The organism is Anaerotruncus sp. AF02-27 (genome assembly GCF_003465835.1).
GTDB lineage: Bacteria > Bacillota > Clostridia > Oscillospirales > Ruminococcaceae > Anaerotruncus > Anaerotruncus rubiinfantis.
In genome coordinates this window covers 168,061-180,113 of sequence record NZ_QSBX01000002.1, presented here as the reverse complement: position 1 = coordinate 180,113, position 12,053 = coordinate 168,061, and the positions used below count along the sequence as shown (strand labels likewise).

Annotated in this window: 12 protein-coding genes; all 12 read left to right on the top strand. The window is 56.2% G+C overall.

The features are described from left to right. The first annotated feature begins 9 nt into the window (after positions 1-9). The 12 genes from DWV16_RS02925 to DWV16_RS02870 all read left to right on the top strand — a co-directional run bounded on the left by DWV16_RS02925 (position 10) and on the right by DWV16_RS02870 (position 12,023). A complete protein-coding gene (locus DWV16_RS02925) occupies positions 10-966 on the top strand; it encodes an ROK family protein (RefSeq protein WP_118477828.1) in 957 nt (318 codons plus the stop codon). A 21-nt stretch (positions 967-987) separates the two neighbouring features. After that, a complete protein-coding gene (gene murB / locus DWV16_RS02920) occupies positions 988-1,908 on the top strand; it encodes a UDP-N-acetylmuramate dehydrogenase (RefSeq protein ID WP_066459382.1) in 921 nt (306 codons plus the stop codon). 45 nt (positions 1,909-1,953) lie between these two features. Continuing rightward, positions 1,954-2,820 carry an RNase adapter RapZ gene (gene rapZ, locus DWV16_RS02915; protein ID WP_066459384.1) on the top strand — a complete coding sequence of 289 codons (867 nt, stop codon included), beginning with the start codon at positions 1,954-1,956 and terminating at the stop codon, positions 2,818-2,820. Positions 2,821-2,822: 2 nt separating this feature from the next. Further along, positions 2,823-3,731, top strand: coding sequence for a DNA-binding protein WhiA (gene whiA / locus DWV16_RS02910; protein ID WP_066459386.1), 909 nt, complete (start codon positions 2,823-2,825; stop codon positions 3,729-3,731). Between the two features lie 13 nt (positions 3,732-3,744). Continuing rightward, a complete protein-coding gene (locus tag DWV16_RS02905; protein ID WP_066459387.1) occupies positions 3,745-4,065 on the top strand; it encodes a putative heavy metal-binding protein in 321 nt (106 codons plus the stop codon). A 20-nt stretch (positions 4,066-4,085) separates the two neighbouring features. Further along, positions 4,086-7,550, top strand: a complete 3,465-nt coding sequence (locus tag DWV16_RS02900; protein WP_118477741.1) for a DNA polymerase III subunit alpha — start codon at positions 4,086-4,088, stop codon at positions 7,548-7,550. Positions 7,551-7,722: 172 nt separating this feature from the next. Further along, positions 7,723-8,712 (top strand): 6-phosphofructokinase, encoded by a 990-nt coding sequence (gene pfkA, locus DWV16_RS02895; protein ID WP_066459393.1) that lies wholly within the window; start codon positions 7,723-7,725, stop codon positions 8,710-8,712. Between the two features lie 90 nt (positions 8,713-8,802). Next, the gene (locus tag DWV16_RS02890; protein ID WP_118477740.1) at positions 8,803-9,333 is read left to right on the top strand and encodes a hypothetical protein; all 531 of its coding nucleotides are present in this window, start codon (positions 8,803-8,805) and stop codon (positions 9,331-9,333) included. Between the two features lie 3 nt (positions 9,334-9,336). Next, complete coding sequence (gene ispD / locus DWV16_RS02885; RefSeq protein WP_066459395.1) at positions 9,337-10,050, top strand: 2-C-methyl-D-erythritol 4-phosphate cytidylyltransferase; 714 nt, start codon at positions 9,337-9,339, stop codon at positions 10,048-10,050. Between the two features lie 2 nt (positions 10,051-10,052). Then, positions 10,053-10,550, top strand: coding sequence for a 2-C-methyl-D-erythritol 2,4-cyclodiphosphate synthase (ispF, locus tag DWV16_RS02880; protein WP_118477827.1), 498 nt, complete (start codon positions 10,053-10,055; stop codon positions 10,548-10,550). 92 nt (positions 10,551-10,642) lie between these two features. After that, positions 10,643-10,870, top strand: coding sequence for a DUF3343 domain-containing protein (locus tag DWV16_RS02875; protein ID WP_066460459.1), 228 nt, complete (start codon positions 10,643-10,645; stop codon positions 10,868-10,870). Positions 10,871-10,874: 4 nt separating this feature from the next. Next, positions 10,875-12,023, top strand: coding sequence for an aminotransferase class V-fold PLP-dependent enzyme (locus DWV16_RS02870; protein WP_118477739.1), 1,149 nt, complete (start codon positions 10,875-10,877; stop codon positions 12,021-12,023). The last annotated feature ends 30 nt before the right edge of the window (positions 12,024-12,053 follow it).

The following is a 12,053-nucleotide window of genomic DNA, read 5'->3' as shown; positions in this document are numbered from 1 at the left end:
GTGCATACCATGGGCTATTATGTGGGAATTGATCTCGGTGGGACAAATGTCGCGGTGGGGATCGTTGACGAGGAATATCGGATTATCGGGAAGGCGAACACAAAAACCAAGGCGTTCCATCCGGCCGAAGAGATTGCGGACGATATGGCCGCCACCACCTTGGAAGCGGCGAAAAACGCGGGGATTTCGATGCGCGAGGTCACATGGATCGGCGTGGGGACGCCCGGAACGGTAAATCCGGAAACCGGTGTGGTGGGGCTTGCGGCGAACCTTGGCTTTCACGATACGCCGCTGGCAAAGCTCGTTTCAGAGCGGCTAAAAAAGCCGCTCTACATTGAAAATGACGCGAACGCCGCCGCTTATGGCGAAATGATGGCGGGCGCGGCCAGCGGGCTCGAATCGGTCATCATGATCACGCTGGGCACCGGCGTCGGCGGAGGCATTATCATCGGTGGAAAGATCTATTCGGGTTTTAACTATAAAGGCGCGGAACTCGGCCATCTCGGCATGGTTTATGACGGCGTACCCTGCACCTGCGGGCGGCGCGGCTGTATCGAAAGCTATTGCTCGGTGACGGCGCTTATCCGGATCACGCGTGATGCGATGCAGCTCAACGCGAAATCGAAGATGTGGGAGCTGGCGGGCGGCAGCCTTGACAAGGTGAACGGCCGGACCGCGTTTGACGCCATGCGTGCCGGGGACCCGGCGGGCACAGCGGTGGTCGATCAGTATATCGACTATATTGCCTACGCTGTTTCGGGGATTATCAACCTGTTTCAGCCGCAGGCGGTGGTCATCGGCGGCGGCATCAGCAAAGAAGGCGAAACGCTGTTCGGACCGGTGCGGGAACGGGCCTATCCGCAGACTTTCAATCACGACCCGGAGAATTGCACCCGGATTTTGCAGGCAAAGCTTGGCAACGACGCGGGCATCATTGGTGCGGCGCTGCTGGGCAAACAATATTAATTTTATCTGACGGGGGAAAGCATGGAACAATTAAACGAGCTGGCAGCCTACTGTGCGGAAATCGGATGCGCCTGCTGGAAAGACGAACCGATGTCCGCGCACACCTCGTTTAAAATCGGCGGAAACGCTGACCTGATGATGAAACCGAAGGACGGAGAAATGGCGGCACTCCTTCTGCGCCGCGCAGGGGAGCTCGATGTGCCGGTTGCGATTGTTGGAAAGGGTTCCGACCTGCTGGTTTCCGACAAAGGGATTCGCGGCGGGGTGCTGTCGCTTGACGAACAGGCGGCGCAGCCAAAGCTGCTTGGCGAAACAGAGATCTCCTGCCCAGCGGGCGCGAGCCTCACGGCGCTTTGTGTCTTTGCGCAAAAACAGGGTCTTACCGGGTTGGAATTCGCTTATGGCATTCCTGGAAGTGTGGGCGGCGCGGTTTATATGAACGCGGGCGCTTACGGCGGGGAAATCCGTGACGTACTGGAAAAAGTGGATTATCTTGACACGGATGGGAATGCTTTGGAAAAAACAGCGGAGGAGCTGACGCTTTCCTACCGGCACAGCTGGTTCACTGACCATCCGGGATGTCTCATCACCGAAGCGGTTTTTTCGCTTCAAAAAGGCGGACCGGCTGCGATTAAGGCAAAGATGGATGATCTGATGCAGCGGCGTGTCGCCAAACAGCCGCTTGAATATCCGAGCGCGGGCAGCACCTTTAAGCGGCCGTCAGGCGCTTATGCTTCGGCGCTGATCGACCAGTGCGGACTCAAGGGTGTGCGCGTCGGCGGCGCGATGGTGAGCGAAAAGCACGCGGGCTTCCTCATCAATTATGACCACGCGACCTGTGAGGATGTCCGCCGTCTCGTGCGGCTGGTGCAGAATACGGTACAAGAAAAGACCGGTTACCGGTTGGAATGTGAAATTAAACTTTTGGGCGAAGACGGCTGAGTCCGGCTGCGCCGCTGCCCCAATCCGGGGCGCAGGGAGGCGGGTATGGAATTTGTAATCATCACCGGCATGTCCGGTTCGGGAAAGTCCCGTGCGATCGCGGCGATGGAGGATATCGGCTACTATTGTGTCGATAATTTGCCGCCGAAGATGGTGCGGGCGTTCACCGATCTCTGCATGCAGGCCGACCAGAAGGCCGAAAAGGTCGCGATCGTCATCGATGCGCGCAGCCGGGAGATTTTCGGAGATATTTTCGATGAGCTGGAAGAATTTTTTGAGTCGGCAAGCGGTTTTCGCATCCTGTTTCTTGACTGCGACGACGCCACCCTTATCCAGCGTTATAAGGAAACACGCCGCCGCCATCCGTTGATGGATGAACAGAACACTTCGATTGAGGAGGCGGTCGCGCAGGAGCGCAGTCTGCTCGAACGAATGCGGCAGAATGCGGATTATGTGGTCGATACCACCTACCTTTCGGTGAATCAGCTGCGGGAAAAGATCGTGGCAATGTTTCTGGACGACAAAAACCAGTCGATGCTGGTCAACTGCATGTCGTTCGGTTTTAAGTACGGTTTGCCGAAAGAGGCAGATCTGGTTTTCGACGTGCGCTGTCTGCCGAATCCGTTTTATGTCCCGGAGCTCAAATCCCAGACCGGGCTGGATGCGCCGGTGCGGGAGTATGTGCTCCAGTGGGAACAGGCGCAGAACCTGATTCCCAAGCTCTTTGACCTGGTCGATTATCTGCTGCCGCTCTACCGTGACGAAGGCAAGACCCAGCTTACGATAGCGGTCGGCTGCACCGGAGGAAAGCACCGTTCGGTGGTGTTCGCGCAGCTTTTGGGGGAACATATGAAGGAGCAGAAGGTGCGCACCACCGTGACGCATCGGGATATCGCAAAACATAAGGAGTAGTCATGTCATTTGCGTATCATGTGAAAAATGAAATCTGCCAGAACAGGCCGTTTCGCCAGCGCAGCCGCAAAGCGTTGGCCTACGGCCTTTTGCTGTTTGGAAAAACCTTTGGGGAGGAGAGTATCTCGATCCACACCGAACATAAGGTCGTGGCACGGCTTTATGCCGACAGTATCACCGACCTTGTGGGCCTTTCGGAGAGCATCACGATGCGGGAGGTCAAACGCCAGGATCGCCGAAGCGTCTATATCGTTAATGTGGACGGGCTTTCCGACCGGATCGCGGTGCTTTCCTATTTCGGCTGCAAAGCCGGCGAGGATTGTATGCGTATCCGGGAGGGGCGGCTTTCGGAACGCGAACGGCCGGTTTTCCTTGCGGGGGCGTTTTTGGCCTGCGGCGGGATTGCCGATCCGGAAAAGAGCTATCAACTCGAATTTGCGATGCCGCAGAAAGAGCTCTGCGACGACCTGGAGGCATTTCTGACCGAATACCTTTCGGAACCGAAGCGGACGACTCGCCGCAATGATTATCTGCTCTATTATAAAGAAAGTGAACACATAGAGGACCTGCTCACCTATATTGGCGCGCCAAAGTCCGCTCTGGAGCTGATGGAGGTGAAGATTGTCAAGGAGGTGCGCAACCGGGTTAACCGGGAGACCAACTGCGAGACCGCCAACATCGGCAAAACGATTGACGCCGCGATGCCGCAGGTCGAAGCGATCGGCCGGATTGCGGCCACCTGCGGGTTTGGGGCGCTCGACGAGGATCTGCGGGAGCTGGCGCAGCTGCGGCTTGACAATCCGGAGATGTCGCTGCGGGAATTGGGCGCGGCGCTTTCCAGCCCGATCTCGCGCTCCGGCGTGAACCACCGGCTTCGGAGAATTTTGGAGTTTGCAAAAACAATTGGATAAAGGAGGGCTATCTGTGATTTTAACGACTACGCCTTCGATCGAAGGCAAAGCGATCAAAGAGTATAAGGGTATTGTGTTTGGGGAGGTGGTCTCTGGGGTGGACTTCGTCAAAGACTTCACGGCGGGACTTTCAAACTTTTTCGGGGGGCGGTCCGGCACCTATGAGGAGGAGCTGCTGCGTGCGCGGGAAGAAGCGATGAGCGAGCTTTCCGAACGGGCGCGCGCGCTCGGAGCGAACGCGGTGGTCGGAATCGACATCGATTATGAAGTGCTTGGCGCAAACAACGGTATGCTGATGGTGACCGCATCCGGTACGGCGGTTTGGTATGAATAAAATCCGGGAGGGATTTTCACATGGGCGATTTTGCACATCTACACGTACATACGGAATACAGCCTTTTGGACGGCGCCTGCCGGATTGAGCGGCTGATCGAACGCGCTAAAGCTCTGGGGCAAAGTTCGATCGCGATCACGGACCATGGTGTGATGTTCGGCGTGATCGATTTTTATAAGTGTGCGAAGAAAAGCGGCGTCAAGCCGGTGATTGGGTGTGAGGTGTATGTCGCGCCGCGCACCCGCTTTGACAAGGTGCATAAGGTGGATTCATCACCGTACCATCTGGTGCTGCTCTGTAAAGACAACACCGGCTATCAGAACCTGATCAAAATGGTCTCAACCGGTTTTGTGGAGGGCTTCTACGGCAAGCCCCGCATCGACCGCGATCTGCTCGAAAAATACCACGAGGGGCTGATCTGCCTGTCCGCCTGCCTGGCGGGAGAGGTGCCCCGGCTGCTGGCCGCCGGGGATTACGAAGAAGCGAAGAAAACCGCCCTCTGGTACCGCGACCTGTTTGGACCGGAGGACTACTTTATCGAGATCCAGGATCATGGGATCCCGCTGCAGCGGCAGATCCTGCCGGACCTTCGGAAGCTCGCGCAGGAGACAGGCGTTGGGCTTGTGGCGACAAACGACGCGCATTATATCGAAAAAGAGGACGCCAAGATGCAAAGCGTCCTCATTTGTATCCAGACAAATACCACGGTGGACGAGCCAGGCGACCTGGAATTTGAAACCGAAGAGTTCTACATCAAATCTCGTGAGGAGATGGAGGATCTTTTCAAAAATTTTCCCGGCGCAATTGAAAATACCCTGAAAATTGCACAGCGGTGCAACGTCGAATTTGAATTCGGCAATACCAAACTGCCGCTTTTTGTTGCGCCGGGTGGGGAGGACAACCGCGATTATTTCCGACGGCTTTGCTACGAAGGGCTGCGCCGTTACTATGGAGAAAACCCCGAGCCGGAGATCGCGCAGCGGCTGGAATATGAGCTCGGAATCGTCGAAAAGATGGGATATGTGGATTATTATCTCATCGTTTTCGATTTTATCAACTATGCGAAAAGCCAGGGCATCCCGGTTGGGCCGGGGCGCGGTTCGGGCGCGGGAAGCCTCGCGGCCTACTGCATCGGCATCACCGGAATCGACCCGATCAAATATAACCTGCTGTTCGAACGTTTTTTAAACCCGGAGCGGATCAGCATGCCCGACTTCGATATCGATTTCTGCTACGAACGGCGGCAGGAGGTCATCGACTATGTTGTGCAGAAGTACGGCCCCGATCATGTGGCGCAGATCATCACCTTTGGTACAATGGCCGCGCGCGGCGCGATCCGGGACGTGGGGCGCGCGCTCGGTATGCCGTATCAGCAGGTGGACGGCATCGCAAAACTGGTGCCCAACGAGCTCAAGATGACGCTTGATAAAGCGATTAAGGTTTCAAACGATCTCAAGGAGTCGATGAACCAAGACCCGAAGGTCCGCCAGCTGCTGGACATGGCGCGCAAGATCGAGGGTATGCCCCGCCACGCCTCAACCCATGCGGCCGGCGTGGTCATTACCCGTGACCCGGTGGACACCTATGTACCGCTTTACAAGGCGGAGGAGACGATGCCGGTCACCGAGTTCACCATGACGACGCTCGAAGAGCTGGGGCTGCTTAAAATGGACTTCCTGGGGCTTCGTACGCTGACGGTCATCAGCTATGCGGAAAAGGAAGTGCGCAAATACAGTGCAGGTTTCAATATCAATGAGATTCCATTGGACGACCCGGACACCTTCGCAATGCTCACAAAAGGGCAATGCGTAGGCGTCTTCCAGTTCGAGTCCGCGGGCATGCGGGGTGTGATCGCACAGCTGCACCCAACCTCGATCGAAGATCTCATAGCGGTCATTTCACTTTACCGGCCAGGCCCTATGGATTCGATCCCGATCTATATCCGCAACCGCCACAATCCCGAGCTTGTCACCTATAAACATCCGCTTTTAAAGCCAATCCTGGAAGTTACACACGGCTGCATTGTCTATCAGGAGCAGGTTATGCAGATCTGCCGTGAGCTTGGCGGCTATTCCTACGGCCGCGCCGATCTGGTGCGGCGCGCAATGAGTAAGAAAAAGCATGACGTGATGGAGAAGGAACGGGGAGTCTTTGTCGAGGGATGCCTGAAGAACGGCGTTTCTGCCGAAATTGCAAACCAGATTTTTGACGAGATGAGTTCGTTTGCGTCCTACGCATTCAATAAATCCCACGCGGCGGCCTACGCGTTTGTTTCCTATCAGACGGCGTACCTCAAATGCCATTATCCAAAGGAATTTATGGCGGCGCTGCTCACCAGCGTGCTCGACAATACCGACAAGGTGATCGAATATATCGGGGAATGCGGCAAGCTTGGCATCCGGGTGCTGCCGCCGGATGTGAATACATCGGGTGAAGGATTCACCGTGACGGAAGACGGGATCCGGTTCGGCCTGCTCGCGGTCAAGAATATCGGCCGCGGCTTTATCCGCGAGCTGCTTGCTGAGCGGGAAAATGACGGAAAGTTCAAAACCTTTACAGATTTTGCGGAGCGGATGTACGGCAAGGAAATGAACAAGCGCGCTGTTGAGAGCTTCATCAAGTCGGGCGCGCTCGACTGTGTCTGTCCGAACCGCCATCAGATGCTGGAAGGTTATGAAAGCGTGCTGGATGACATCGATGCGGCGCAGAAGCGCAATATCGCGGGTCAGATCAATCTCTTTGATGCACCGGCGGCGAGCGCGCATCGGGAGCATGTGCTCCCGGATGTGGAGGAGCTGGAACCCGCGAAGCTGCTTGCAATGGAAAAAGAGACGACTGGCCTTTATATCAGCGGGCATCCGTTGGCACGGTATAACGACCTGATTGGCCGGCATCACTGCACGTTGGTCGCGGATATTTCCCAGTCGGAGGAACGGGGCAGCAATATCCGCGATGGCGAAACGGTCTATGTCGCTGCGATCGTCAATTCCAAACGGCTCAAATCTACCCGCGGCGGAGAAATGATGGCCTTTATCCATCTGGAAGACACGACCGGCGGCATCGAAATGCTCACCTTCCCGAAAGTCCTGGCGCAGACCTCCGCAAAGCTTACGGAGGGAACGGTTGTGGTGGTGAGGGCCCGCGTTTCTATGCGGGAGGAGGAAGAAGCCAAGTTGATTTGCGAAGACGCCTGGCTGCCGGAAAACTTTACCCGCACGCCGGCGCAGCAAAAGCCCGCCGCAGGACAGAAACGCAGCAAAAACCCCGGGCTTTACCTGCGGTTGGAAAGCAGCGAAACGCCGGTTTTTGAAAGGGTGAAGAATCTGCTCTCCATCTTCGATGGAGTCAATGCGGTGTATTTCTTTTTTCAGGATACAGGAAAATATAATGTTGCGGCCAAGACGCTTTGGGTTGACTGGAATCCGGTATTGGAGCGGGAACTGAAAAAATTGTTGGGCGAAGCAAACGTAGTTTTCCGAGTATGAATAGAAAAGCTTTGAAATTGTATGATAATATAGTAAAATTTGATAAAGATGAATGTGATCGCTTGAACAGGATAACGAGATCCAGTATAATGATACACGGTCAACAAGATTGTTTTTTCTGTATCAATCTACGCTAGAATCGGGCGGGAAATCCGCAGGGAGGACGCGAACTATGGAAAACAGGCAAAAGACGATTGGCGTTTTAACGAGCGGCGGCGACGCACCGGGTATGAATGCGGCAGTCCGGTCGGTTGTCCGAAGCGCACTTTACAAGAATATCCGTGTCATTGGTATCCGGCGCGGATATACCGGCCTTTTGGCGCGCGACATGGTGGAAATGAACCTGCGCAGCGTCTGCGATACGCTGCACCGCGGCGGCACTGTGCTCTACACCGCACGCTGTCCGGAATTTGCAACTGATGAGGGCGTGGAGCTTGGCAAGCAGGTCTGCGAGGAGATCGGTATTGACGGCCTTGTCGTCATCGGCGGTGACGGTTCTTTCCGCGGCGCCCGCGACCTGTCGCTCAAAGGAATTCCCTGCATTGGTATTCCCGGTACCATCGATAATGACATCGCATCCAGTGACTATACGGTCGGTTTTGATACGGCGGTCAATACGGTCATGGATATGGTCGATAAACTGCGCGACACCTCCCAGTCCCACGACCGCTGTTCGGTCGTCGAGGTGATGGGCCGCCGCTGCGGCGACATTGCCCTGCACGCCGGTATCGCCTGCGGCGCGGTTGCGATTCTTGTGCCGGAGATGCCCTTCACCATAGAAGGCATTGTCGAAAAGATGCAGCGAACCCTGCGTACCGGAAAAAAGCACTTCATTGTCATGGTTGCGGAAGGAGTGACCCATGCGGGTGGCATCGGCTCGGTGCATGATCTTGCTGAGGAGATTGAGAAACGCACCGGCGTGGAAACCCGCGCGACTGTTCTGGGGCATGTGCAGCGCGGCGGCGCACCGACCGCCCGGGAACGTGTGCTCGCGAGCGAAATGGGCTTTCATGCGGTTGAGCTGCTGGAACAGGGTATCGGAAACCGTGTCGTGATCAGCCACGAAAATAAGATTGTCGATTATGATATTCTGGAAGCGCTGAATATGAAAAAAGATTTTAATAAGCGCCTTTACGAGATTGCGGACGCCATCTCGATTTGAGGAAGGAAAAGCTCCTGTTTTGGCAGGGGCTTTTTTGATTGCGGTTTTGTCTGTTATTTGGTACAATGGCAGGGTATGGAGGTGGTTCAAATGAACAAAAAAATTTGGCGGGTTTTGCTGTTGTCGCTCGTCACCGGGCTTATCCACACAGTAGTTACGCATTTTGCGGTGCAGGCCATGGTAAGGGGAACCAGCGAATGGACGCCTGAAATGGGGAACCGGCTTTTCGTCCTGACCTTTTCGCTGGCCATACTTTTAATTCTCATTTCCGGGATTCTGGGCCTGCGGGGATTCACCCGCAGAGAGGCTGCAAAGTCAGCCGCGCTGATGAGTGGGTATTACCTGATCTGTTTCCTGCTCGAACAGGGGTCCCAGCAACTCGGGCTTTTCGGAGTAATGTCATTTGTCGATCTGTTCCTGTTCATTCCGTTGGCGGTCTATACCGAGATCTTTTCGCTGCTGATGCGGCTGACCGGTTTGAGCGCTTATCTTTTGGTATGGCCGTGCTTGCTGCTGCCGTTTCTCTATGCCCTTTTCGCGCGCCCGGGGAAAGCCGTCCCCCAAAATGCGGCAGAAATGCCGGACGGGCTGTGCTATCATGAAAAGGACAAGGGGGAGTAAAAGATGTTTTGGAAGAAAGCGCTGGAAAAGCCATATGTCGCCTGCATTGTCCCAGCGGCGGGAAATTCGACCCGCATGAATGGGATTGACAAGCAGTTCGAGGAAATTGAAGGCATGCCGGTCATTGTGCGTACGCTGCAGGCGCTCTCCTGGAGCGACTGGATCGATGAGATTGTCATCGTAGCGCGGCAGGCGGACATCCCGGATATGCTCGCGCTGATCCGCGCTTATGCGATCCCAAAGGTCCGATCGGTCGTGACAGGTGGAGACACTCGCCGCAAGTCGGTCGAATGCGGGCTGGCGGCGGTGAGCGAGCAGACACAGTATATTGCCGTCCACGACGGCGCGCGGCCGCTGGTGCCGCAGCAGGTGATCGCGGATGCGGTGATGGACGCTTTTCGCTGCGGCGCGGCTGCGGCCGCGGTGCCGGTGGTGGATACAATCAAGGTTGCGGACGCGGACCGCAAAATCGTCGACACGCCGGACAGAAGGCGGCTATACGCGGTACAGACGCCGCAGGTGTTTGAGATTGCGCGTTACCGGCAGGCTGTGCGGGAGGCAAAGGGCGATTTCACTGACGACTGCCAGATGCTGGAATCGATCGGGCAGCCGGTTTATCTGACCAAGGGAGACTACATAAACCTGAAAATTACGACGCCGGTCGACCTGCTGACAGCGCAGGCGATCGTACTGGCACAAGAGGGAGAACGGTTATGAAGATGCGGATTGGACATGGATACGACGCACATCGGCTGGTGGAAGGCCGGAAGCTGGTTCTCGGCGGGGTTGAAATCCCATATGAAAAAGGACTGCTCGGGCATTCGGACGCGGACGTGCTGACCCACGCGGTGATGGATGCGATCCTCGGCGCGCTGGCAATGGGGGATATCGGTACGCTATTCCCGGACAGTGATCCGTCCTATAAGGATGCGGACAGCGTCCGCCTGCTCACAAAGGTGCGGATGCTGATGGAACAGATGGGCTGGCAGCTCGGTAATCTCGACGTGACGGTCATTGCGCAGGCGCCGAAGCTGAAGCCGTATATTTCGCAGATGCGGGAAATCATCGCACAAACCTGCGCCGCACAGCTTGCGGATGTGAACATCAAAGCGACGACCGAGGAAAAGATGGGTTTTACCGGCAGCGGCGAAGGAATTTCGGCGCACGCGGTCTGCATTCTGGAGGCGGCGGGGGATTCGCTTCAAACAGGCCGGTAGGAGCGGCCAGGCGACAGGGACGCGCCTTTGCGCATAAGATGATACAGCGGTATTGCATGCCGCTGTATTTTGTTATGTTAGGGGAATTTTTTATGGCAAATATAGATCATCCGCTTTTGGTGGTGCGTTCGATCACCAACGCGATGAGAGGACAGAAGATACTGGAACAGAACGGAATCCCGGCCTATGTGCAGCGCAATACCCTGCCAAGCAGCAAACAGGGCTGCGGCTATGCCCTGAAGATCACCGGCAGCGTGGAGAAGGCGGTCAATCTGCTCGCTGCCGCTGACATCAAGGTGACTGAGATACAGGGAGGTTAAGCGGATGACCTATTTTGACAACGCCGCTACAACCTTCCCAAAACCGCTTGCTGTCAAGGCGGCTGTCGACCAGGCTCTGGTGCGGTACGGCGCGAACCCGGGCCGCAGCGGACACGACCTTTCGGTGGAAACGGCCGAACAGGTATTTGGGGTGCGCACCAAAGCGGCCGCTTTCTTCGGCGCGGCGGATGAATCGCAGATCGTTTTTACCCAGAACTGCACCTACGCGGTCAACATCGTGATCAAGGGACTTCTCTGCCATGGCGATCATGTGATCATCTCGGATCTCGAACACAATGCCGTCCTGCGTCCGGTGCACGCGCTGGCGACCCGTGGGGTCATCACCTACAGTATGGCAAAAACCTCGCTCGACGACGAGGAAACGGTCGACGCTTTCCGGCGGCTGATCCGTCCGAAAACAAGGGCGATCATCACAACGCACGCGTCGAATGTGTTTGGCGTTAAAATGCCGATTGAAAAGCTGGCGGTTCTCGCGCGGCAATATGGGTTATACTTTATCGTGGATGCCGCGCAGACGGCGGGCGTGGAACCGATCGACGTGTCCGGCATGGGGATCGATTTTCTCTGTACCGCCGGGCATAAAAGTCTCTACGGCCCGACCGGAACCGGGCTGCTTATCACCGCGCTCGGAAGCCGGCTTACACCGTTGGCGGAAGGCGGCACAGGCAGCGTTTCGGCGGACTATAACCAGCCGGATTTCATGCCGGACCGGCACGAATCCGGCACGCTCAACACGGTCGGTATCCTTGGGCTTGGCGCGGGGATTGACTTTGTAAACCGTCACGGAATCGGGCGCATCGCGCATTATGAAACAATGGTCGCACGGTGTATCTATGATGAAATCAGTACGGAACCGAATGTGGTTCTTTATACGCCCGCGCCGCAGCAAGGTGTGAACCTGCCTGTTTTAAGCTTCAATATCAAAGGAAAGTCTTCAGAGGAGACGACCGGGCTCTTAAACCAGGCGGGCTTTGCGCTGCGCGGCGGACTGCACTGCGCGCCGTCCGCGCATGAAAAGTACGGCACGCTTGACGGCGGAACCGCGCGGATCAGCGTTGGGGCGTTCAATACGGTGGAGCAGGGATACGACCTGGCTTGCGCGATCAAACGGATTGCGCGTGCGGGTGGGTAAGTGCTGCCGGAGGGATCAAAAAAAAGATTG